This window comes from Chromobacterium sp. W521, from assembly GCF_052805975.1.
Map to the genome: position 1 here is coordinate 138049 of NZ_JBRBAF010000005.1, position 21569 is coordinate 159617.

General features: G+C 58.9%; 22 protein-coding genes. 8 read left to right on the forward strand and 14 right to left on the reverse strand.

Features of this window, described 5'->3' with window-relative positions; all coding sequences use genetic code 11:
• Positions 1 to 4 precede the first annotated feature (4 nt).
• From rstA to ACUXV1_RS09140, 4 genes are all read left to right on the forward strand, one after another.
• Positions 5 to 724, forward strand: a complete 720-nt coding sequence (gene rstA, locus ACUXV1_RS09125; protein ID WP_039755039.1) for a two-component system response regulator RstA — start codon at positions 5 to 7, stop codon at positions 722 to 724.
• Between the two features lie 6 nt (positions 725 to 730).
• Positions 731 to 2002, forward strand: a complete 1272-nt coding sequence (gene rstB / locus ACUXV1_RS09130) for a two-component system sensor histidine kinase RstB (RefSeq protein ID WP_048408842.1) — start codon at positions 731 to 733, stop codon at positions 2000 to 2002.
• Positions 2003 to 2149: 147 nt separating this feature from the next.
• Positions 2150 to 3043 carry a hypothetical protein gene (locus tag ACUXV1_RS09135; RefSeq protein WP_156183758.1) on the forward strand — a complete coding sequence of 298 codons (894 nt, stop codon included), beginning with the start codon at positions 2150 to 2152 and terminating at the stop codon, positions 3041 to 3043.
• An 89-nt stretch (positions 3044 to 3132) separates the two neighbouring features.
• Positions 3133 to 3939: a trypsin-like serine peptidase gene (locus ACUXV1_RS09140; protein ID WP_043642117.1), complete on the forward strand. Its 807-nt coding sequence runs from the start codon at positions 3133 to 3135 to the stop codon at positions 3937 to 3939.
• A 44-nt stretch (positions 3940 to 3983) separates the two neighbouring features.
• On the opposite strand, the gene rph is transcribed toward ACUXV1_RS09140, so the two are convergent.
• From rph to ACUXV1_RS09155, 3 genes are all read right to left on the reverse strand, one after another.
• Entirely contained in the window at positions 3984 to 4700 is a 717-nt protein-coding gene (gene rph / locus ACUXV1_RS09145; protein ID WP_043642296.1) for a ribonuclease PH, read from the reverse strand.
• Between the two features lie 64 nt (positions 4701 to 4764).
• Positions 4765 to 5646, reverse strand: a complete 882-nt coding sequence (locus tag ACUXV1_RS09150; RefSeq protein WP_043642115.1) for a PP2C family protein-serine/threonine phosphatase — start codon at positions 5644 to 5646, stop codon at positions 4765 to 4767.
• Positions 5647 to 5659: 13 nt separating this feature from the next.
• Positions 5660 to 6610 (reverse strand): serine/threonine protein kinase, encoded by a 951-nt coding sequence (locus tag ACUXV1_RS09155; protein WP_043642113.1) that lies wholly within the window; start codon positions 6608 to 6610, stop codon positions 5660 to 5662.
• Positions 6611 to 6717: 107 nt separating this feature from the next.
• Here ACUXV1_RS09155 and ACUXV1_RS09160 point away from each other — a divergent pair, with 107 nt between their 5' ends.
• Positions 6718 to 7584 carry a YicC/YloC family endoribonuclease gene (locus ACUXV1_RS09160; protein WP_039756321.1) on the forward strand — a complete coding sequence of 289 codons (867 nt, stop codon included), beginning with the start codon at positions 6718 to 6720 and terminating at the stop codon, positions 7582 to 7584.
• Positions 7585 to 7648: 64 nt separating this feature from the next.
• A complete protein-coding gene (locus tag ACUXV1_RS09165; RefSeq protein ID WP_019103810.1) occupies positions 7649 to 7918 on the forward strand; it encodes an HU family DNA-binding protein in 270 nt (89 codons plus the stop codon).
• 210 nt (positions 7919 to 8128) lie between these two features.
• Here ACUXV1_RS09165 and ACUXV1_RS09170 read toward each other — a convergent pair whose 3' ends face one another.
• The 11 genes from ACUXV1_RS09170 to ACUXV1_RS09220 all read right to left on the reverse strand — a co-directional run bounded on the left by ACUXV1_RS09170 (position 8129) and on the right by ACUXV1_RS09220 (position 19694).
• Positions 8129 to 8995: an NAD(P)-dependent oxidoreductase gene (locus ACUXV1_RS09170; protein ID WP_446015193.1), complete on the reverse strand. Its 867-nt coding sequence runs from the start codon at positions 8993 to 8995 to the stop codon at positions 8129 to 8131.
• Between the two features lie 82 nt (positions 8996 to 9077).
• Entirely contained in the window at positions 9078 to 9419 is a 342-nt protein-coding gene (locus ACUXV1_RS09175) for an EscU/YscU/HrcU family type III secretion system export apparatus switch protein (protein ID WP_019103813.1), read from the reverse strand.
• Positions 9400 to 10413 (reverse strand): flagellar hook-length control protein FliK, encoded by a 1014-nt coding sequence (fliK, locus tag ACUXV1_RS09180; protein ID WP_446015195.1) that lies wholly within the window; start codon positions 10411 to 10413, stop codon positions 9400 to 9402. The genes ACUXV1_RS09175 and fliK overlap by 20 nt, the downstream gene beginning before the upstream one ends.
• Positions 10410 to 10763, reverse strand: a complete 354-nt coding sequence (locus ACUXV1_RS09185) for a DUF2802 domain-containing protein (protein ID WP_039756323.1) — start codon at positions 10761 to 10763, stop codon at positions 10410 to 10412. The genes fliK and ACUXV1_RS09185 overlap by 4 nt, the downstream gene beginning before the upstream one ends.
• 125 nt (positions 10764 to 10888) lie before the next feature.
• Entirely contained in the window at positions 10889 to 11218 is a 330-nt protein-coding gene (locus ACUXV1_RS09190) for a hypothetical protein (RefSeq protein WP_446015197.1), read from the reverse strand.
• Positions 11215 to 11625 (reverse strand): flagellar export chaperone FliS, encoded by a 411-nt coding sequence (gene fliS / locus ACUXV1_RS09195; RefSeq protein ID WP_240315014.1) that lies wholly within the window; start codon positions 11623 to 11625, stop codon positions 11215 to 11217. Before fliS ends, ACUXV1_RS09190 begins: the two co-directional genes overlap by 4 nt.
• A 102-nt stretch (positions 11626 to 11727) precedes the next feature.
• Entirely contained in the window at positions 11728 to 13098 is a 1371-nt protein-coding gene (gene fliD, locus ACUXV1_RS09200; RefSeq protein WP_446015199.1) for a flagellar filament capping protein FliD, read from the reverse strand.
• 43 nt (positions 13099 to 13141) lie between these two features.
• Positions 13142 to 13567 carry a flagellar protein FlaG gene (locus ACUXV1_RS09205; RefSeq protein WP_114153350.1) on the reverse strand — a complete coding sequence of 142 codons (426 nt, stop codon included), beginning with the start codon at positions 13565 to 13567 and terminating at the stop codon, positions 13142 to 13144.
• A 78-nt stretch (positions 13568 to 13645) separates the two neighbouring features.
• Positions 13646 to 14494: a flagellin N-terminal helical domain-containing protein gene (locus ACUXV1_RS09210; protein WP_446015201.1), complete on the reverse strand. Its 849-nt coding sequence runs from the start codon at positions 14492 to 14494 to the stop codon at positions 13646 to 13648.
• Positions 14495 to 14684: 190 nt separating this feature from the next.
• Positions 14685 to 15533, reverse strand: coding sequence for a flagellin N-terminal helical domain-containing protein (locus tag ACUXV1_RS09215; RefSeq protein WP_446015203.1), 849 nt, complete (start codon positions 15531 to 15533; stop codon positions 14685 to 14687).
• Between the two features lie 267 nt (positions 15534 to 15800).
• The gene (locus ACUXV1_RS09220; protein WP_446015204.1) at positions 15801 to 19694 is read right to left on the reverse strand and encodes a glycosyltransferase; all 3894 of its coding nucleotides are present in this window, start codon (positions 19692 to 19694) and stop codon (positions 15801 to 15803) included.
• Between the two features lie 316 nt (positions 19695 to 20010).
• Between ACUXV1_RS09220 and ACUXV1_RS09225 the strand changes: the two genes are divergently transcribed.
• Entirely contained in the window at positions 20011 to 21003 is a 993-nt protein-coding gene (locus ACUXV1_RS09225) for an SDR family oxidoreductase (protein ID WP_446015205.1), read from the forward strand.
• Positions 21000 to 21569 carry an SIS domain-containing protein gene (locus ACUXV1_RS09230; RefSeq protein ID WP_446015206.1) on the forward strand — a complete coding sequence of 190 codons (570 nt, stop codon included), beginning with the start codon at positions 21000 to 21002 and terminating at the stop codon, positions 21567 to 21569. Before ACUXV1_RS09225 ends, ACUXV1_RS09230 begins: the two co-directional genes overlap by 4 nt.

Below are 21569 nucleotides of genomic sequence, written 5' to 3' on the forward strand. Positions count from 1 at the left end.
AGGCATGACTCACCGCATCGTGTTTGTAGAAGACGACGCCGACCTGGCCGAGCTGATCAGCGACTTCCTGTCCCGTCATGAAATGGACGTGGTTGTGGAGCCGCGCGGCGACGCCGCGCTGGACACCATAGCCCGCGAAGCGCCCGATCTGGTGCTGCTGGACATCATGTTGCCCGGCAAGGACGGTCTCTCCATCTGCCGCGAGCTGCGCCCCAAGTTTGACGGCCCCATCATCATGCTGACCTCGCTGGACAGCGATATGAACCAGATACTGGGCCTGGAACTGGGCGCCAACGACTACATTCTGAAAACCACGCCGCCCTCGGTGCTGGTAGCGCGGCTGCGCGCCCAATTGCGCAACCTGCGGCCCGCTCCGGCCAACGCCGACGCCGCCGCGCCCAAGCCGGGCACCCGGAAAGTGGTGTTCGGTCAGTTGGCCATAGACCCGATCAGCCGCGACGTGACGCTGGCCAACGAAAAGATTCCGTTGTCCACCTCGGACTTCGATCTGCTGTGGTTGCTGGCCAGCCACGCCGGCGAAACCCTGAACCGAGATATCCTGCTCAAGGAAATGCGCGGCGTCAGCTACGACGGACTGGACCGCAGCATAGATGTGGCCATCTCGCGGCTGCGCAAAAAACTGGGCGACAACCCCAGCGAGCCGTTCCGCATCAAGACCGTGCGCAACCGCGGCTATCTGTTCTCCTTGTCCGGCTGGGAGTAAGCGCGCATGCGCCGATTGTTCATCCAGTTCTACCTGCTGCTGATGACCTGTTTCCTGGTGGCAGTGGTCTTGGTGGGCGCGGTCTACAAACAGGCGGTGGACGATGTGGGCGAGCGCTATCTGTCCGACCTGCTGCGTACCACGCTGTCGCTGATCGAGGCCGATTTGCGCGGCGTGCCGGAAGACCGCTGGAGCGAAACGCTGGCCAACTCCGATCACGGCTTCACCTTCCGCGTCAAAGTGGAAAAGATGAGCAGCTATCTGCTGGACGACGAATCCAAGCAGGCGCTGGACCGCGGCGAAATCGTGATGCTGGAAGACAAATACGTATTCCTGCAAAAACTGGAGGACAGTAACTACCTGTTGGTGGCCGGCCCGCTGCGCTATCTCTTTTTCCTGCATCAGCTCAAATGGTTCGACTACGCCCTGCTGGGCTTCATCGGCCTGTCGTTGGCGATCCCGGTTTTCCTGTGGATGCGTCCGCACTGGCGCGATCTGGTGGCTCTGGAACAAACCGCCGGCAAGCTGGCCAGCGGCAACCTTTCCGCCCGCGTCGACCTGCCGCCGCGCTCTGGCGTCAGCCAGTTGGGCGTCGCCTTCAACCACATGGCCGACAATATCGCCGCGCTGATCAACAGCAAGAAAACGCTGACCAACGCCGTGGCTCATGAGCTGCGCACGCCGCTGGCGCGGCTGCGCTACCGGATGGCGCTGCTGGAAGGAGACGAAAGCAGCCCGGAGCGGCAGGCGATCGAACGCGACTTGTCCGCCATCGACAAACTCGTGGAAGAATTGCTGCTGCACGCGCGGCTGGACCGGCCTGAAGCGCCTCTTAAGCTCAGCACCTTCGACGCCATTCCCTGGGCCAAGGACCGCATCGCCGGCCAAGCCGCATTGACGCAGGACATTCAGTGGCTGGAGCCTGCCGGCGCCAGTCTGGCCATCACCGCCGACGAACACCTGCTGACCCGGGTGCTGGACAACTTCCTGTCCAACGCCCGCCGCCACGCCAACCACCTGGTGCAAACCAGCATCATCGTCGAGCAGCGCCACTGCATCATCATGGTGGACGACGACGGCCCCGGCATTCCCGAACAAGACCGCAGCCGAGTATTCGACGCCTTCGTGCGGCTGGACGAAAGCCGCGGCCGCAAAACCGGCGGCCATGGTCTGGGCCTGGCCATCGTTGCCGGCATCGCCCGCGCCCACCGAGGCGAAGTCAAAGTGGAAAGCTCGCCGCTGGGCGGCGCGCGCTTTCTGTTCCGCTGGCCGATCTGAACCCCGCCGCCGCCAAATATGTACATTCCGTAACATTGGGATACACAGAGAGCATAGACTCAGCCCCTTGTCATGGTTAGCATTTCGGCCTGAAAAGGATTATGTGTCCACTTTCATACCAATCCAAGAAACTTAGGAGTTTCACAAATGAAAAAGCTGGCTCTGCTTGCTCTGACCGCTGCTTTCAGCCTGGTGTCCGTTAACGGCTTCGCCGCTGAAAAAGCTGCTGCTTCCGCTCCGGTTGCGATCCACAAGGCTAAAAAAGCCGAGAAAAAAGTAGCGAAGAAAGAAGCTTCCGCTGCTCAAAAAGCTCAGGCCGCCAAAGCCGAAGCTTCTGCTCCGAAGGCTAAAAAAGCCAAGAAGCACGTAGCTAAGAAAGAAGCTTCCGCCGCTCAGAAAGCTCAAGCCGCCAAAGCTGAAGCTTCCGCTCCGAAAGCTAAAAAAGCCAAGAAGCACGTAGCTAAGAAAGAAGCTTCCGCTGCTCAGAAAGCTCAAGCCGCTAAAGCCGACGCTTCCGCTCCGAAAGCTAAAAAAGCCAAGAAGCACGTAGCTAAGAAAGAAGCTTCCGCCGCTCAGAAAGCCCAAGCCGCTAAAGCCGACGCTTCCGCTCCGGCCAAAAAAGCCGCTAAAAAGCACAAAAAGCACGCTGCTAAGAAAGAAGCTTCCGCTGCTCAGAAAGCCCAGGCCGCTAAAGCCGACGCTTCCGCTCCGGCCAAAAAAGCCGCTAAAAAGCACAAAAAGCACGCTGCTAAGAAAGAAGCTTCCGCTGCTCAAAAAGCCCAGGCCGCTAAAGCCGACGCTTCCGCTCCGGCCAAAAAAGCCGCTAAAAAGCACAAAAAGCACGTAGCTAAAAAAGAAGCTTCGGCTGCTCAGAAAGCCCAAGCTGCTAAGAAAGAAGCTTCCGCCCCGGCCAAGAAAGCCGAGAAGAAAGATTCCAAAAAAGCCGCTCAGAAAGCCCAAGCCGCTAAGAAAGAAGCTTCCGCTCCGGCCAAGAAAGCCGAGAAGAAAGCTTCCAAAAAAGCTGCTTCCGCTGCCAAGTAATCAGGCGGCAAGCATTGCCGGCACCTCCGGCAATCGCACATAATTCGGGGCGCTTCGGCGCCCCGTTTTCATTTGCAAGGCCACACTCGATGAAACTCCCCCTGCTTGTCCTCAGCCTGCTGCTGGCTCCGCTGGCTTCCGCCGCCCCCAAGATCTCCGCGGAACACAAAATCCTGTTCTTCGGCCAGGACGACCGCGTTCGCACCCGCCCCGACCATCAACCCTGGCTTGCGGTAGGGCAATTGCAAACTCGTTCGCGCACCATTTGCACCGGCGCGCTGGTGGCCCGCGACGTGGTGCTGACCGCAGGGCATTGCTTTGTTGACGAGAAAGGCCGGTTCGACCCAGCCGTCAGCTTCACCGTCGGCCTGTGGGGCGACGAATACACCGCCCGCAGCAAAATCCTGGAAGTTCAGGTGGACAAGAGCTTCCTCAAAGGCCTGGACCGCCGGGCGGACGGGCTCTACATCCCCCCGCGCATCGCGCCGCGCGACTTCGCCTTCGTGCGCCTGGCCACCCCGCTGGGCGATACCCAGGGCGTATTGCCGGTCTTCAGCGGCAACGCCAAACAGTTGCGCGAACTGCTGAATCAGCAAAGTTGGACGCTGACCCAAGGCGGCTACCCCATCGACGATCAAAAGCACCTGCTGGTGCATAACGCCTGCAAAGCCACCAAACTGCGCCCCGACGGCCGGCTGACGCACCGCTGCGACACCCTGGAGGGCAATAGCGGCTCGCCTGTGTTCGTGATGGGGCCGGGACAGCCCGTGATCGTCGCGGTGCAAAGCTCCGCCCCCGTCGCCGCGCGACGCAAACAAGAAGACAATATGAGCGTCAGCGCGCCGATGTTCTACGATGCGCTGCAGCAGTTCATTCGCAAGAGCGCCAAGCCATGAAAAAAGCCCCGTTTCCGGGGCTTTTTTATTGAACTGGGCTCGACTCACTCCGCCAGCGCCTGGCGCTGCAGCGCCACCAGCTCGCGGATACCGGAACGGGCCAGGCCCAACATCGCCTGCAGCTCTTGATCGCCAAACGGCTCGCCTTCAGCCGTGCCCTGCACTTCAACAAAACGGCCGTCGCCAGTCATCACCACATTCATATCGGTGTCGCAGTTGGAGTCTTCCGCGTAATCCAGATCCAAGACCGGCACGCCCTGATACAAGCCGACCGAAATCGCGGCCACCTGGTCGCGCAGCGGATTCTCGCTCAACTTGCCCTCGCGCAGCAGCAGGCCAATCGCATCGGCCAAAGCCACATAAGCGCCGGTAATGCTAGCGGTGCGGGTGCCGCCGTCGGCCTGGATCACATCGCAATCAATCTGGATCTGGCGCTCGCCCAGCTTCTCCAGATCCACCACCGCGCGCAGCGAACGGCCGATCAGGCGCTGGATCTCCTGAGTGCGGCCGGACTGCTTGCCGGCGGAAGACTCTCGCCGCATGCGGGAGCCCGTGGAACGCGGCAGCATGCCGTACTCGGCCGTTACCCAGCCGCGGCCCTTGCCCTTCAGGAAGCCCGGCACGCCGTCGTCCACGCTGGCAGTGCAAATCACCTTGGTATCGCCAAACTCAATCAACACCGAGCCTTCGGCATGCTTGAGGTAATGGCGGCTGATCCGCACCGTGCGCAAAGCATCGGCGGAGCGTTGGGAAGGTCGCATCATGTCATCGTCCAGAACGGGAAATGCCGACGATTATAACAGTCGTCGCAGCCGGCGCAGGCGCTCAGTCGTGCTTGCCCGCTACCCGGCTGGCCAGAATCTCCTGATGCATGGTTTCCAGGTTGGAATCCAGAATCATCCGTCCCAGCTGACGCGGCGTCGCCTTCTCGGTGTCCAGCACGTCCTCGCGCTCGCCGTAGTCCTGCGCCTCGTCCAGCAAGGTCACCGCCGCCGCGGACAAATTGTCTCCTCCCGCGCCGGCGCGGCGTTCCGCCACGTTCATCAACGCCGGCAACACTTGGCTGACATTGCGGCGGACAAACACCTTTTCCAGTTCGGGGTCCATGACTTGCGACCACAGGCCATCTGAACACAGCAGGATGGAGCACCCCGCGCCCACGCTCTGTTTCTCGCCGACATCGATGTCCGGATCGCTGGCCGCCCCCAGACAGTTGTAGATCTTGTGGCGTTCCGGATGCACCTTGGCGGCATCCTCGCTCAACTGGCCCTGATCGATCAGGCGTTGCACCTGAGAATGGTCGCGTGAACGCAGCCGCAGCCCCTTATCATCCAGCAGATAGAGCCGGGAATCGCCTACATGACACCAATACAACTGACCCTGCTGGATGATGGCGGCCACCACCGTGGTACTTGGCACCTCAGGCAGCCTATGATCTGCGGCATAGTCGAGGATGACCTGATGCGCGGTGCTCACCGCGTTGACCAGAAAACGGTTGGGATGCGTCAAAAGCGGCGTGGCTTGCTGATAGAACAACTCGCTGAGCAGGTCCACCGTGATCTGCGCCGCCACCTCTCCACGCAAATGCCCGCCCATGCCGTCCGCCACCACCAGCATCACGGCATCTCGAGAATGCGCAATCACCAACCGGTCCTGGTTATACGCCCGCCCGCCGATTCGGCTTTCCTGATAAATGGATAGTTTCATGCCGATCCCCTCATCATGAGCGTCCGCCAGTCAGATTTTTTATCCATCCCACCCACTTGCTGCCCGCCAACTCTTCCGGCTGACTGTACTCCTCAGCCATCAGACGCTTTTGCAGCTCCGGCACCGTGGCCGGCCTCTCTTCCGGAGACAGCGCCAGGCATTGGTCGGTCAACTCCAGCAACTCGCGGGAATACAAATGACGAAACGCCTTGCTCGCCGGCGTCAGCCTGTCGCTTTCCTTGCGTTCCTTGGAAATCTGCGGCGTACCGCCGCCCATGCAGGCGTAAAGACAGGCCCCCAAGGCGTAGATGTCGGTCCAGGGCCCAAGCGGCGCGTCTTTCTCATACTGCTCGGGCGCGGCGAAACCGGGGGTGTACATCGAGGCGAAATGTTTGTCGCGGCGAGACAGCGTCTGCCTGGCCGCGCCGAAATCCAGCAATAGCGGCGCGCCGTTGCGGCGCACATAGATATTGGCCGGCTTGATGTCCAGGTGCAGCAAACGCTGCAGATGAACTTCGCGCAGCCCGGACAACAGCGCGGCGAACCATTTGCGCAAGCGTCGTTCCTCCAGCCGGCCACCAGCGAGTTCCAGCTCGCGCACCAGCGAACGGCCGTCCGCGTATTCCATCACCATATAAACCGTCTGATTAGCGCGGAAGAAATTAATCACGCGCACCACGGTGGGGTGGGAAATGCCGGAGAGAATCCGCCCTTCCTCAAAGAAACACTTCAAGCCCAGGTTGAAAGCCTCCCGATCCAGTTCGTGCGGCACCGTCACGTGGCCATCCTCGTCCCGCAGCGCCAAATTGCGCGGCAGGTACTCTTTGATCGCGAACTTATTGTCCTGATCGTCCAAGGCCAGATAGACCACGCTGAAGCCGCCCACTGAGAGTTGGCGAACAATCGTGTACTCCCCCAGCCGGGAGCCGGCCGGCAGGGCTGTCTGCTGGTTCGATTGAGTCATGGGATGTCAGTTGTTATAGTGTCCACAGGCCTTGGATTGAGCTTAGCAAAGCAATTCGGGCCCAGCCTTGAGAATGTAAACAATCCGCTCATCTAAGGGGGTGTCTGATGATTTTAAGTATGACAGGCTTTGCCGCAACCAGCAGGGAATTTCCCGGCGGCTTGCTTAGCCTAGAAATTCGCTCGGTCAACCACCGCTACCTTGATCTGCAAATGCGTTTGCCGGAAGAGCTGCGCGTGATCGAACCGCAACTGCGCGAACTGATTTCCGCCAAAGTCAGCCGCGGCAAGCTGGAATGCCGCGTCGGCATCAATCAGGTGGACAGCGCCGTGCCGACGCTGGAACTGAATCAGAGCGTTCTGCAGCGCCTGATCGAAGTCTCCCAGCAGGTGCGTGAGCAGGCAGGGGAAAACCGCGGCCTGTCCGTGGGCGAACTGATGCGCTGGCCCGGCGTGATGAAAACCAACGAACTGGCGCCGGAAGTGCTGCAACAACTGTGCACGGAAAGCCTGACCGTGGCCTTGAAGGACTTCAACGCCTCGCGTAGCCGCGAAGGCGAAAAGCTCAAGGTGGTGCTGGAGGAGCGCATCGCCGGCATGGAAGCCATCGTCGTCGCCATCAAACCCAAGCTGCCGGCCATTCTGGACGCTCATATGTCCAAACTGTCCAGCCGCCTGCAAGAAGCGCTGGGCAATATCGACGAAGACCGGCTGAAGCAGGAATTCGCGCTGTTCGCGCAGAAGATAGACGTAGACGAAGAACTGGCCCGCCTCAGCACCCATCTGAGCGAAGTGCGCCGCATCCTGAAGGCCGGCGGCCAATCCGGGAAGCGCCTGGACTTCCTGATGCAGGAACTGAACCGCGAAGCCAACACCCTTGGGTCCAAATCGGTATCCACCGAAACCACCCAAGCCTCGGTGGAACTGAAAGTCCTGATCGAACAGATGCGCGAGCAGATCCAGAATATCGAGTAAGCACGGCACCGGCGGCCAAAGCCGCCGCGGCAAGCGTTCCTAGACCTTAGGGAAAGACCAAGACATGACCAAAGCAGAACTGATCGCGGCATTGGCGGAAACATCCGGCCTGAGCAAGGCCGACGTGCTCCGCGTATTGGGCGCTTTTGACGAAGTGCTGCAAAACGCGTTGGCCAAGGGCGATGAAATCACCACCGTGGTGGGTAAATACAAAGTCAAGGAAAGCGCCGCGCGAACCGGCCGCAACCCCAAGACTGGCGAAACCATCGAGATCGCCGCCAAGCGTAAAGTGGTGTTTCTGCCCAGCAAGCAGTTGAAGGACAAAGTCGCCTGAAGCGTTCTCAGCTCTCACCGCTGTTCGAAAACGGCGAGGCTGAGCCTCGCCGTTTTCTTAAGCACCGGTTCCCAATCTGCCGCGCTGCGTCGATGCGGCGAAAACAAGCTCAAAATGCTCATGTCCCCCTCGACCATTCCGCTTTTTGGCTTGTTTCCGCCTTGTCTCACTCGTGCTCGCTAGATCGGGAACAGACTCTTTTCCGCCGGCTCAGTTCTGCCGCCAGATCAGCCTGGCGATCGCCGACGAATCCAACTCGCCCTCGCCCTCGGCCACGATCTGATCAATCAGGCCCGATACCCGTTCGGCTTCCGGCAAACGGATGCCCTGCTCGCGCGCCGTCTCCAGCACGATGCGCATGTCCTTGGCGTGCAACTTAGCCTTGAAGCCTGGCGCGTAATTGTCATCTATCATCCGCTGGCCGTGGATATCTAGCACTTTGCTCTGCGCAAAACCGCCCAGCAAGGCCGCTCGTACCGGCGCGGGATCGACATTGCAGGCCTGGGCCAGCTTCATGATTTCCGCCACCGCGGCAACCCCGACGCCGACCGCGATCTGATTGCAGGCCTTGGCCACCTGACCGGCGCCGCTGGCGCCGATATAGGTAATGGTTTGCCCCATGGCCTGCAAGGCCGGCCGCGCCCGCTCCAAGGCTTCCGCCTTGCCGCCAACCATGATGGTCAGCGTGCCGTTGACAGCGCCCACCTCGCCTCCGGAAACCGGGCAGTCCAGGAAGTCCACGCCGAAAGACGCCAACTTTTCCGCAATGCGGCGCGCGCCATTGGGTGCGATGGTGCTCATATCGGCGCATACCAGGCCCGCGCCGGCTCCGTGAACCGCGCCTTCCTCGCCCAGCAACACCTGCTCAACATCCGCGGTATCCGACACATTGGTGATCAACAGCTCAACCTGGCCAGCCAGCGCGGCCGGGCTGTCCGCCCAACTGGCGCCGGCCTTCAACACATCCTCCGCCCGTTCGCGGCTGCGCGCCCACACCGCCACCTGATGGCCCGCCTTCAGCAGATTCAATACGCAGGGACGGCCCATGATGCCCAGACCGATATAACCGACTTTCATTTGCGACTCCACGATGAAAACGACGACATTCATCGAGGATAAGGGGAAGCGCGCCGCAACGCCAGCGCGCGGCGGAGGGAAATCAGGGCTCGGGCAAGGGTGCCGGCTTTCGCCCACCCAACCAGGCCTCGAACTCATAATCCTTGCCGGAGGCGTGATGCTCCAAAAAATAGACGAAGGCCAGCACCTCGGCTACCGCGCGGTAGAGTTCCGGCGGGATGTTCTTATCCAGGTCCACCTGCATCAGCAAGGACACCAGCTCCGGGGAATCATGGACGAACACGCCGGCTTCCCGGGCGCGGTCGATGATGCGCTCGGCCAGCTCGCCGTAGCCCTTGGCGACGACCTTGGGAGAGCGGTGGCCCTCCTGGTAAGACAAAGCCACCGCCGAGCGGCGCTTGTCCTCACTCGGCGGCCGCGCCATCGTCCTTCACCACCAAGCTAGCCAGGGCCAGGCCGGCCGAGGCCAAGCCCGCCTCCAGCCGGCTGGCGTTTTGAGTGATCAGCTGTCCCGCCTGCTCGTCTTCGGCGGCAAAAGACACCTGCACTGTCTGGCCCACCAGACGGATGCGCGCCGCCATGCCGCCCAAGGCCGGCAGGTTCAAGGATAGATTGGTGGACCAGGCCTGCATCTCCTGCTGGCCATTGCCCTCCCGGTCGGCCTCGGCCTTTTCCTGCTCAATCACCATTTGCATCGGCTGGCCGGGCCAAGCCATCCCTTGAAACTGTAGCTGCTGGTTTTCCAAGCCATTGAGCTGTCTTTGCACCAGATTGCCCAGTTCCTGAGCCTGCGGCCGCACGCTAGCCGCGGCGTGCTCGGCGCTTGCCAGCGTCTGGCTCATTTTGGCTTGCGGTTCCTGCTTGATTTCGGCCAGACTGGTGCGGCCGTCGGCGAAGTCCTTCAGATGAGACTCATAAAACAAGCCGCTCTTGGCCACACCCTGCTGCAAATCCTCAGCCACCTTGGGCGGCGGCTGCTGTGCCGCATTGACCAGCACCGGCTTGCCGGCGTCGCTGGTCTGGGTGGACAACAGATGCGTCAGATAGCGGGAAGCCGGGCTCAAGGCCACTTGCACCGAGCTGCTCTTGCTTTGCTCTGCGCTTTCCTTGCTTCCATCCTGCAATAAGAAGGTCAGCGCCGGCTGCAACGACGCAACCTTCAGCTGCAAGGTATCCCCGCTGACCGTCGCTCCCTGAGGCAGATTCAGAGTAAACAGCGCATTCTTGATCAATACCGCCAGCTGGTTATTGTCCAGCCGATCCGCTACGCGCGCGGTCACCTGCTCGCCCAGCAACAGCGTCGGCAAGCGGCTGGGCAGCGTCGCGGTTTCCAGCAACAGCTTGGCCCCCTCGCCCAACAACTGCGAGGAGTTGATCTGCTGCGCCGGCAAGACGCCGGTATTGATCGACGGAATCATGAGGTGGGACTATTTCGGTACAGGGAAACGATCAACTCGGCCTCGCTGCGGGAAATGCCGCAGCGGGAGGCCACTTCGGAAGCCGTCAGGCCCTGGCGAATCATCTCGATAGCCTGGTTGTAAGGGCTGAGCCCGACATCCCCGTGCGCCTGCTGTTCCATGCGGGACAATAGGCGCGACATATCCCGCTGCATAGCGCTGATCTGCTGTTGCTGCTGGTCGAGATACATGGTGGTCAAGCTGTCGCGTTTGGTTTCCAGGCGCAGCACGCGCCAGTAAACATAGGCCACCGCCATGGCCAGCATCAGCCAGAGCACAACCATCAGGTATGGGAAGAAGGTGCCGGACATCTTGGTTCCCCATGGAAGAGTTTCCGCCGTGACTTAATTTTATGGCGAAACCTCCAACAACCCAAGGCCAACCCGCCATCAAATCATCCCCGCCGTCCCGGCTGGGCGATCCCGGCGGCTTGCGGTCAACGATAGTGTTTGAGCACCCGGGAATTCTGATTGATCAGCACCAGTTCGGCGCGGATCTCCTCGCTCCATTGCGCAAGTTCAGCCTGAACCGCCTCACGGCGGCGCACCAGTTCGCACAAGCTGTCGCGCTGCTGCTCATCCAGCACCTCCAGCGCCTCTTTGCTCAACGCCGCCAGCAAACGCGACATAAGCTTTTCCTGCTGCGCCTGCAAGGCGCTGAAGCCTTCGTAATCCTTGACCGTCACCGCCGCGGCCACACGGGAAGTCAAGGTCTCAAGTTCCGCCAACAGCGAGCCAATGGCCGTGGCGTGCGTCGTAGCCGTCATGTCCCCGCCACCGCGCTGGCGGCCGGCTGACTGCGGTCCACCTGCTGCCAGGCCGGAAGTATGGTTTCCAACAAGCTGCGCACTTCAGCCAGAATTACTAAGTCATTCTTGAGACTGGCTTGACCCAAGCGGGTTTTCATATATAGATACAGCTCGTTCAGGTTCACTGCCGCCTCACTGCCAGCTTCGACATCCAAGGCAATGCGCAAGCCTTCGACGATGTCCATCGCTTTCGAGATCATGCGCGCCTTTTCATCGAAACGCTGAGCTTCGATTGCAATGCTGGCAGTCATGATCGCCTTGATTGCGCCCTCGTACAGCATCACCACGATCCCGATAGGACTGGCGCCATAGACCGCCGCTTTCAAGGCATCGTTTTCATAAGCCTTGTTGAACTGCTTCAACATTCTGGAATTCAGCATTTTGTAACCACCCGCTGTACCGGGCCAGTGTGCTGTTGCTCAGCCCGCACCGGCCCTCAGCTAAAAATCATGACTGGACGACTAAACTTATACCTGAGACATCAAACCACTCAAATTATTGGTGGAGGCCTGCATCTTGGCCAACGTCGCATTCAACGCGGTATATTGCTGAGTATATTGTTTCTGACGCGCAGTCAGCCGGGCAGTCAGCGAATCCTGCGAGGCTTTCTCATTGGTGATGCGCGAATTGATCGAAGTCTTGCTGCTTTCCACCACGCCGGTCGGACCCAACAAACTGTTGATTTCCTTGTTCAGCAATTGGGCAATCCCATTATTGCTGCTGTTGCCAAACAAGTTTTTGACCGCGGTTGGATCTTTCTTCAAAGCATCGTTGAACTTGGTCGAGTCCAACTTGATAGTGCCATCCTTCTGAATGGCAATACCCGCCTGAGACAGATAAGCGAAGGAATTGACCGGATCGACGCCGGGGATGGCTTGAGTCAGCACGCTCTGCAACTGCTGCTGAATGGACAAGACAGAGGCATTGCCCTTCATGCTGCCGGTACGAGCATCCTTGATGGAGCTGAGCACCTGGTTGTAGGCGTCGACGAAGCTCTGCAAATTCTTGCTGATACCGGCCGCATCCTGGTTCAAGGTCACGGTGGTATTGGCATTTTCCTTATATAGGTCCAGTTCCACCCCAGGAATCGCGCCGCTAACCTTGTTACTGCCGGATGTTACTTTCACGCCGTTGACGGTCAGTTCCGCATTACCGGCAAGCTTGGACTCGCCGACCGCATCCGTGCTCTGCGACAGTCCAGCCATCACATTGCCGTCCACCCTGCCGGTGTCCGTGCTGCCGGCACCTGTGATGGTGAAAGCGTTGTCGGTGCCGGAAGAGGTCGAAGCCAGGACCAGTTTATAATTATTACCGTTCTTGACCACGGACGCGTTGACGCCCATGCCTTCGGCATTGATCTTATCGGAAATGGACTGCAGGCTGACCTTGTCGCCCGGCTTGTCGCGCAGCTTGACCGTCTGTTCCTTGCCGTTGACGGTGAACTTCAATTCGTCAGGCGCGCCGGGGATATCCGCCTGGGCATCGGTGATCTTGTTACTGCCTATCTGATCGAACACCAGCTGCCGCGAAGTGGCCAGTTTCGACACATTGACGACATAGGTACCGCTAACGCCACCGGAGGTAGTGCTGACCCCTGCCACCGAGCTATCGCTGGCGGAGACTTTGAAAGCTTGCAGAAACGACCCGGAAGACAAGCTGGTAATTGCGCTTTGCAGCGCGGACAACGCAGATCCGATCTTGCCGAGGTCGCTCAGCTGGGTGTTGTAGCCTTCCAGTTTCTTCTGGCTGGCGAGCAATGGCCGGGAATCGATCGCCATTAGCTGGCTTACGATGGTTTGAACGTCGATCGCGCCGACTGCTGTAGTTATCCCTGCCATATATTCATCACCCTTTCAATTTTTATTGAGCCGCGCCCCGGACTCAGGCCTTGTCCTTCAGCAACATGCCCTTGAAATCGCCAATCGCCTTGGCGATCCGGATCGCGTCCTCGGAAGGTATCTGCCGGATTACCTTCTGAGTTTCCTTGTCAACGACTTTCACCACCTGTAAATCGGTATCCTTATCCACCGAGAACTCCAGCTGGTTATTGTACAGCGAGGCCACGCTGTTCAGCTGCTTCAACGAGGACTGCAGCTGCTCGGTAACCGACGGCTTGTCCTTATTGGCGGTATTCCCCGCCTGCTGTTGCTGAGCCTGGCCGGCTGCAGCCACTGCCTGGGCGTTGTCAGGCAGGCTCGCCGCCTTGTCAGCGCCCTGGCCACTTTGCGCTAGTTCCACCGCTTGCTGGCGGGGAGCGGGCGACGCTGTGTTGGCGATCGGCAGCGATTGTAAAGAAGGTATTTGCATGGCTACTCTCCTGACGCGCGCAGCTCCGGTTGCCCAACCAACCGGAGCTGCCGCTGGCTCATACCATCATTCTAGAACTTATTGCAGCAGGGTCAGTGCCGACTGCGGCAGCGAGTTGGCGTTCTTCAGAATCGAAGTACCGGCCTGTTGCAGAATCTGGTTCTTGGTCAGGTTAGCAGTTTCCGCCGCGAAGTCCACATCCACGATACGGCTGTTGGCTGCGGTCAGGTTTTCCACGTAGTTCTGCAGGTTGGCCACTACCGCGTCGAAACGGTTCTGCACCGCACCGAAAGTCGACCGGATGTTCGAGATCGAAGCGATATCGGCATCCAGCGACGACAGCGCGCCCGAAGCGTTGGACTGCGTCGTCACGGTCACGGTACCGGTGTTGGTCAAGCTCGAGTTGTAAGTGTTCAACACACCCGCCGAGGTCAAGTCTGTCGACGAGATGGAAACTTGGTTGTTGGCCGCGCCGGACGACCCCACCTGGAAGGTCAGCACCGAACCACCAGACAACAGGCTGGTGCCGTTGAACTGCGTGGTTTGCACGATACGCGAGATTTCCTGGGTCAGCTGGTCCACTTCGCTTTGCAGCTGCGAACGGTTGGTGTTGCTGACCGAGCCGTTGGCGGCCTGCACCGCGATTTCACGGATACGCTGCAGGTTGTTGGCAATCTGCCCCAACGCGCCTTCAGCGGTTTGCCCGACGGAGATACCGTCGTTGGCGTTCTTGATTGACTGGTTGTTACCACGAATGGCGGCGGTCAGGGTCTGGGAAATGGCCAGACCAGCGGCGTCATCCTTGGCGCTGTTAACGCGCAGGCCGGAAGACAGGCGTTGCAGGGAAACCTGCAATGCATTGTTGGAGTTGCCGAGGTTGCGCTGCGCATTCAGCGAAGCAATGTTGGTGTTGACGGTAATAGCCATGGTGATTCTCCTGATGTCCAGTTGGGCAAAGCGACTTGCTTATTCACCATATCGTCAGGGTCACAATAAACTTTATAGCTGCAATGTGAATTTTACCGCATCACTACCTTCTCGGTACTTCCATATCTGGCCTGAAACTCAGCAAAGTAGGATGCCCGAGCAAACAGACACCCTGCCTTGCGTCCTCAACTTACTGCAGCAGCGTCAGAGCGGACTGAGGCAGCGAGTTGGCGTTCTTCAGAATTGAAGTGCCAGCCTGTTGCAGAATCTGGTTCTTGGTCAGGTTGGCGGTTTCCGCCGCGAAGTCCACATCCATGATCCGGCTGTTAGCCGCGGTCAGGTTCTCAGTATAGTTCTGCAGGTTGGAAACCACGGCATCAAAGCGGTTCTGTACCGCGCCGAAAGTCGACCGGATGTTCGAGATTTGGGCGATGTCCGCATCCAGCGAAGACAAGGCGGCTGATGCCCCTGCCTGCGTGGTTACGCTGATCGTCCCGGTATTGGTCAGGCTGGAGTTGTACGCATTCAGCGTACCGGCCGAGGTCAAGTCGGTGGACGAAATCGATACTTGGTTAGTGGCCGCACCGGACGAGCCGACCTGGAAGGTCAGCACCGAACCGCCAGACAGCAGACTGGTGCCGTTGAACTGGGTGGTCTGAACGATACGGGAGATTTCCTGGGTCAGCTGGTCCACTTCGCTTTGCAGCTGCGAGCGGTTGGTGTTGCTGACAGAACCGTTGGAAGCCTGTACCGCGATCTCGCGGATACGCTGCATATTGTTGGCGATCTGGCCCAGCGCGCCTTCGGCGGTCTGACCAACGGAGATGCCGTCGTTGGCGTTCTTGATAGCCTGGTTGTTACCGCGGATGGCGGAAGTCAGGGTCTGGGAAATCGCCAGACCAGCGGCGTCATCCTTGGCGCTGTTAACCCGTAGACCGGAGGACAAGCGCTGCAGGGAAACCTGCAAGGAGCTGTTGGAACTGCCGAGGTTGCGCTGCGCATTCAGCGAGGCAATATTGGTGTTTACGGTAATAGCCATGTTATTCCCCTAGAGATCAAGACTGCGTCAAGCGGAACTTCGTGAGTTGCGCAGCATGCTTACTAGATCGTCTAAAGGTTAATAAACTTGACCAAAACGGTATTTTTACCAAACCATTCCCGTTAGCACCACGCCCCGGCAACGCCCCGCAGTCTGGCGCAAACACAAACAGGCTCCAAGAGCCTGTTTGATATCACCCCACCTTTGAGCGGCCTAGACCACGAAGCCAGCGCCGGAATACCAGCATCCTCACCGCTCAAAATGGCCTCAACCGCTCAGAACCCGGAACCAGTCATCGTTATGGTCCTCCAGCCAGTAATGGCGCTCTACCCAGGCGCGCAGCTGATCGCCCTCGCGCTCAGCGGCATCCAGATCATGAACGCGACTACGGATCGCCTCGACCCAAACCCCCACTTCATTCGGCACCCGACATACCGGCGCGTCATTGGTCTGGTAAGGGAAGATATCAGTGCATACCACCGGCCACGCCATCGCGCCATATTCCAGCAGGCGCAAATTGCTTTTAGCCTCATTGAAGGCATGGATCTCCAGCGGCGCAACCGCCAGGTCCAGATCCAGCTTGGCAACGACTTCCGGATACTCTGCGAATGGCACAGAATGATGGACCTCGGCGACATAGGGGCGGAATTGCGGCAGGCACATGCCCATGAACACCCAGTCCACCTCGTCAGCAGTCTGCTTGATCACTTCAAACAGCAACTCCAGATCACCGCGATGCTGAGATGCGCCTACCCAGCCTACTCTTGGCTTTCGACCTGTCCGGCGCTGAGCGCGCAAGTCGCCCCATATGCTCTTGCGCAGACGGTTAGGAATCACGATACGCTGATCTATCATATCGCGGGTAAACTGTTCCAACGGCTCGGTGGACACCACCAAGGCATCGCATAAGCGCAGAACCTTGCGCAAACGTTGCTTGGCATCCGGGTACAAGCGCTTCCAGTGATCGTACAGATTGCTCTTTTCCGGCGTGCCTCCAATCAGATCATCAATGCCGAACACCACCCTTATTTCCGGCATGAACTCTCGGTAAGCCCCCAAGGCATCCTGAACCGCATCATTGATGCCGGTATGCAATAAGAAGGTATCCGGCGCATGCCGCGCCATTTCGACCAGCGATAGCAATCCATGCGATGGTTGATGGATTTCGCCGTCCAACTTGCCTTGTTCTTGCAGCACGGACAAGGGCTGGCTCAGACGGTATTCACCGCTTCCCCCCGGCACCGGCAGTCCCAATACCCGCTTGCGTCCAGCCACCTGTATATCCCAGGACACCACCTTGTGTGTTTCAAGCTCCATCTTCCGGCCGCTTAACGACAAGTGGCGGTTATATCCAGGATCCGTGGCCGCACTTGGCAGCCAGCGCCGCAATGCGGCCTTCAATTCGCTTCGCTCCCTAACCGCCGCCTCCAGTGCCACGATAGGATCCACTGTTGCCCTGCCAATACTCTTGGCATGATGGTGATACAGAGTCACAAAGGGGTTATACACATTGCGCAGGCCGGCAGCCTGTACCTTCAAGCACAAATCCACATCGTTAAAACATACTTTGAAATCTTCCTCGTCCATACCACCAACCTGAAGATAAATCTCCTTGCTCAGCAGCAGGCAGGCCCCGGTAACCGCAGAGTAGTTTTGCAGAGTCACTGAGCGGTTTAGATAGCCGTTCTCGGTCAGATCTTGACCTTCAAACACGTGGTCGGCAATCGCGTACATTCGCCCAGGCAGACCCAGCACAATGCCCGCATGCTGGATCTTGCCGATTTCGGGGTAGATCAGGCGCGCGCCCACCACCCCGACGCCAGGCTGCTGGGCCGTCGCCAGCATGCGCTCCAACCAGCTGGCAAAAATAATCTCGGTATCATTGTTCAGCAGTAGCAGAAACTCCCCTGCGGCATGCTGAGCGGCCAGATTGCACTGGGCCGAAAAATTGAAGGGCGCGTCGTAGCGCAGCACTTTCACCCGCCCGGGGAAACGTTGCTGCAAGAGCTGGTAGTACTCCTCCGTTTCCGGCTGCTCGGAGCGATTATCTACAATCAGCAGTTCGAAGTGGGGATAGCCGGTCTTTTCAAACAGACTGTCGACACATGGCTCCAAATACTCCAGCTTGTCGCGAGTCGGCACGATGACCGAAACCAACGGCTGCCCTCCCACTTGGTAATTGAAATGGAAAGTGCCTGGTGCCATACCCTCGCTGACTTCCGCCGCCGGAACCAGCCCTGCGGCGTGATTCTGCAAGGCAACCAGCCTTGCCGCCTGGCCCAAAGGCTCGATATCGCGGCTGCTCCAAGGTAGCGAAATCAACACATCATCCAGGTGACCGATGCTCTGCGCGCCCTCCAAGGCGAGCAACCGCAGCAACACGTCATAATGATAGGCATTGGGGAAGGCCTGAAAGCCGCCGATTTTGGCCAAGGCCGCGGAAGAGAAAGCGACTGCACTGCCGACGTAGTCCATGGAACGCAGGTAGTCCGGCGAAAAATCCGGCAAGAAGGACGGCAGGAAACGCTCACGCATCGGCGAGATCACATCGTGATCGGTATAGATAGCCAGCCACTCCGGATGGGCATCGATCGCCTCGCCCAATCGCAGCAAAGCATGCGGCTGCAAATGGAAGCCCGCCGGCAGCAACAGTGTCCAGTCGGCGGGAACATCGGCAACGATTCCATTCACGGCCGTCACCATGGTTTCATAATCTTCCAGGCTGTCCAACTGCAACCACCCCAGTTGATCACTGCTATCAAATACCGGATCAGGCACCGGCGCATCCGACAGCACGATCAAACGCCAATACGGGTATAACTGACTCTCCATGCCCTGGAAGCTCGCAGCCAAGCGCACCAACTCTGTCTGCGGCGCCAGGCACAGCAGATTGAATTTGGGACGCGATGACCACTCTTTCATCATGCGCTCGGCCAACTGCTCCGCATGGATCTCGCGGAAGTTATGGTTGCGCCACCACAATTGGTACTTTCTCGCCTCAGCCGCATCGTCTCCGGTCAAAGGCTTCATGGCGACCTCGCCCCAGGCCTCCGGCATCGGTTTACGCAGCAAGGGCGGCAACACACTGTTCCACAGGGAGAAGACCCCCGGCATGATCTGCTCCAGCAGCCGATTGTTCAGCACATGCTCCCTAGCCATTCTGGCTTGGCGTTTGCGTAAGTCCGGGTTATCGATCAGCGCGGCGATGGCGTCAAACCAGCCATCCTCGCTATTGTCGGCCAATTGAGCTAGACCAGTCCCCTTCAACCAGGCATAGGGCGGCACATCAGATACTACAGAGGCCGCTCCAACCAGCGAATACTCGAGCCACTTCAGATCTGACTTGCCGTTATTGAACTCAGATGCCTTCAACGGCGCCAGAGCGATGTCCAACCGTAGTTCAGCCAAAGCACCCAGATATTTCTGGTAAGGCAAAAAGCTCGAAACCCGACGTACGCCTTTCAAACCGAGCAAGGACTGGGGCACATCTCCCCAGAACACGAAGCGGACCTGGCCAGCGTAATCCTGGTAGATACGATACAAGGCCGCCGACAGCACCTCCATGTCCTTCTTATGCGTTTCTGTACCGGCAAAGCCTATGGTCAGCACATGCTCATCGTTCAGATCGACCAGCGGCTCCACCAGCCGCGCGGAAGCCACGCAGTTGGGCACCACGGCGACATTGGCGTTATAGCGTCTCAGCTTCTCGGCCAGAGTCTCAGTCGTGGTGGTGATGAGGGCGCAAAACGGCATCAGCCATTCGATGACCGGGAACAGTTCATGAAACATATCGTACATCGGGTGGCTTTCCGGCATCCCAATCAGCCAGTCATCCACTTCGTAAATGATAGGCTTGCCCGAGTCGACGATCATTTGCAGCAAGGGCTTCCACCCCTTGGAGGGGAAAGCCCGCTGCACGACAAAGACGTCCATCGCGTCCACATAAGCCTGTTCGGACTCATACGGGAATTCGCCATTCGGCATCAACTGCGCCGAATTGCTGTAGAAGCAAGTATCGAAAACAGGCGCCAGCATATTCAGCATATCGCCAAGGCGAAGGCGAAAGCACGCGGCATCCAGGCCGTCCCGCGTTAGCACGCCTATCCTCGGTTTCTTGCCTATGATGTCTAGAAGACGATGCTGCAGCTTGTTTTCACTCATTTTCTAATCTCTTTTCTTTAAACATGGAATGACAACGGATAGAGTGCCCGACAATCGAATTCTGTCGCCTTCCCCCGGCTCACGGTAAACGCATGGCCACGACTCACTTCCCAATGCCCGGATCATGCCGCAAGCGACAGGGCATTGCCAGCATACGGACCTTCCCTTTTCGGCGCAGCCCCATTTCCCCAGGCTAAAGGCCATTAGTAGCCTTGCGGCAATTTCCCCCTTTCTATAGCCTACCGCCACTCAAGTTAAGCGTATACCAGACGATAAAATGCTAGCCCGCACACATTGGCATCACAAGGAATCCTCCATGCAAGTCTTGGTAACTGGAGCCGCCGGCTTCATCGGCAGCCATGTCTGCGATCTGCTATTGAATGAAGGGCATCAGGTCATCGCGCTGGATGATCTGTCCACCGGCAGCGAGCGCAACCTGTCCGCACTTTCCTCGCATCCCCATTTCCGTTTCGTGCACGCAGACATCCGCGAGCGCGAAGCCATCAAGCCTCATTTCGCCGGTGTCGACTGGGTCATTCACCTGGCAGGGCGATCCGACATCGTGCCTTCCATCGAACAACCGGAAGATTATTTCGACGTCAACGTCAACGGCACGCTGAATGTGCTGCAAGCCGCCAAGCTTCATGGCATCAAAAAGCTGGTGTACGCCGCATCTTCTTCCAGCTACGGCATTCCCGATGTGTATCCGACACCCGAGGATACTCCGATCAAACCGGAGTATCCGTATGCCCTGACCAAGGCCATGGGCGAAGAACTGGTACTGCACTGGGCTCGCGTCTATCAATTGCCGGCCTTGTCGCTGCGCCTGTTCAATGTTTATGGCCCGCGCTCGCGCACCAATGGCGCTTACGGCGCGGTATTCGGCGTATTTCTGGCCCAGAAGTTGAAAGGCTTGCCGCTGACTATCGTCGGCGACGGCACCCAGACTCGCGATTTCACCTTCGTCACCGATGTCGCCAATGCTTTCGTCACCGCCGCAGCGTCCTCGCTCAGCGGTCAAGCTCTGAATGTCGGCAGCGGCAACCACTACAGCGTCAATCGTCTGGTGGAGCTGCTGGGCGGTGAGCGCACCTATATCCCCAAGCGCCCCGGGGAGCCGGACTGCACCTTCGCCGATACCCGCCGCATCCACGAGCTCCTGGGCTGGCAGCCCAAAGTCAGCTTGGAACAAGGCGTGGACACCATGTTGTCCTGCATCCAGGACTGGGCCGAGGCGCCGGTATGGACCCCAAGCAGCATCGATAGCGCCACTCGCAGCTGGTTCACCCACTTGGGACAAGCATCATGATCACTGATAGTTTCACCGCGGCGCTGGCTCGCTTCCAGCAAGTGCTGTCCAACCTGCGCGTCACGGTGGCGGACCAGGAATTGACGGCCGAAGCCGGCCTGCAACGCGCGCTCGAACTGCTGCGCCGGGCCGGCGCGGAGGACCGCGCGGTCTACCTGATAGGCAACGGCGGCAGCGCCGCGCTGGTGGCGCATGTACAGAACGATCTGGTCAACAAGGCGCGGCTGCGTGCCCATGTATTGCACGAACCGGCACTGATGACCTGCATGAGCAACGACTACGGCTATGCGCGTGCCTATGCCGAATTGCTGGAACGCTATCTCAGAAGCGGTGATATCCTGATCGCGGTCAGCAGTTCCGGCCGTTCCGCCAATATTCTGGCCGCGGCGGAAGCCGCTTCCGCCCGATCGGCCCAGGCCATCACCTTGTCCGGCTTCGCGCCCAACAATCCCTTGCGCGGCGCCGGCCACGTCAATATCTGGTTGCCATCGGACGATTACGGCGAAGTCGAGGTCGGACACCAGTTGATTCTTCACTACTTGTCTGACGCGCTAGCAGAGAAATAG

What these genes read in the sequence shown, in the direction of transcription:
- rstA (WP_039755039.1), top strand. Translation starts at nt 5, where the DNA reads ATGACTCACCGCATCGTGTTTGTAGAAGACGACGCCGACCTGGCCGAG.
- rstB (WP_048408842.1), top strand. Translation starts at nt 731, where the DNA reads ATGCGCCGATTGTTCATCCAGTTCTACCTGCTGCTGATGACCTGTTTC.
- ACUXV1_RS09135 (WP_156183758.1), top strand. Translation starts at nt 2,150, where the DNA reads ATGAAAAAGCTGGCTCTGCTTGCTCTGACCGCTGCTTTCAGCCTGGTG.
- ACUXV1_RS09140 (WP_043642117.1), top strand. Translation starts at nt 3,133, where the DNA reads ATGAAACTCCCCCTGCTTGTCCTCAGCCTGCTGCTGGCTCCGCTGGCT.
- rph (WP_043642296.1), bottom strand. Translation starts at nt 4,700, where the DNA reads ATGCGACCTTCCCAACGCTCCGCCGATGCTTTGCGCACGGTGCGGATC.
- ACUXV1_RS09150 (WP_043642115.1), bottom strand. Translation starts at nt 5,646, where the DNA reads ATGAAACTATCCATTTATCAGGAAAGCCGAATCGGCGGGCGGGCGTAT.
- ACUXV1_RS09155 (WP_043642113.1), bottom strand. Translation starts at nt 6,610, where the DNA reads ATGACTCAATCGAACCAGCAGACAGCCCTGCCGGCCGGCTCCCGGCTG.
- ACUXV1_RS09160 (WP_039756321.1), top strand. Translation starts at nt 6,718, where the DNA reads ATGATTTTAAGTATGACAGGCTTTGCCGCAACCAGCAGGGAATTTCCC.
- ACUXV1_RS09165 (WP_019103810.1), top strand. Translation starts at nt 7,649, where the DNA reads ATGACCAAAGCAGAACTGATCGCGGCATTGGCGGAAACATCCGGCCTG.
- ACUXV1_RS09170 (WP_446015193.1), bottom strand. Translation starts at nt 8,995, where the DNA reads ATGAAAGTCGGTTATATCGGTCTGGGCATCATGGGCCGTCCCTGCGTA.
- ACUXV1_RS09175 (WP_019103813.1), bottom strand. Translation starts at nt 9,419, where the DNA reads ATGGCGCGGCCGCCGAGTGAGGACAAGCGCCGCTCGGCGGTGGCTTTG.
- fliK (WP_446015195.1), bottom strand. Translation starts at nt 10,413, where the DNA reads ATGATTCCGTCGATCAATACCGGCGTCTTGCCGGCGCAGCAGATCAAC.
- ACUXV1_RS09185 (WP_039756323.1), bottom strand. Translation starts at nt 10,763, where the DNA reads ATGTCCGGCACCTTCTTCCCATACCTGATGGTTGTGCTCTGGCTGATG.
- ACUXV1_RS09190 (WP_446015197.1), bottom strand. Translation starts at nt 11,218, where the DNA reads ATGACGGCTACGACGCACGCCACGGCCATTGGCTCGCTGTTGGCGGAA.
- fliS (WP_240315014.1), bottom strand. Translation starts at nt 11,625, where the DNA reads ATGTTGAAGCAGTTCAACAAGGCTTATGAAAACGATGCCTTGAAAGCG.
- fliD (WP_446015199.1), bottom strand. Translation starts at nt 13,098, where the DNA reads ATGGCAGGGATAACTACAGCAGTCGGCGCGATCGACGTTCAAACCATC.
- ACUXV1_RS09205 (WP_114153350.1), bottom strand. Translation starts at nt 13,567, where the DNA reads ATGCAAATACCTTCTTTACAATCGCTGCCGATCGCCAACACAGCGTCG.
- ACUXV1_RS09210 (WP_446015201.1), bottom strand. Translation starts at nt 14,494, where the DNA reads ATGGCTATTACCGTCAACACCAACATTGCTTCGCTGAATGCGCAGCGC.
- ACUXV1_RS09215 (WP_446015203.1), bottom strand. Translation starts at nt 15,533, where the DNA reads ATGGCTATTACCGTAAACACCAATATTGCCTCGCTGAATGCGCAGCGC.
- ACUXV1_RS09220 (WP_446015204.1), bottom strand. Translation starts at nt 19,694, where the DNA reads ATGAGTGAAAACAAGCTGCAGCATCGTCTTCTAGACATCATAGGCAAG.
- ACUXV1_RS09225 (WP_446015205.1), top strand. Translation starts at nt 20,011, where the DNA reads ATGCAAGTCTTGGTAACTGGAGCCGCCGGCTTCATCGGCAGCCATGTC.
- ACUXV1_RS09230 (WP_446015206.1), top strand. Translation starts at nt 21,000, where the DNA reads ATGATCACTGATAGTTTCACCGCGGCGCTGGCTCGCTTCCAGCAAGTG.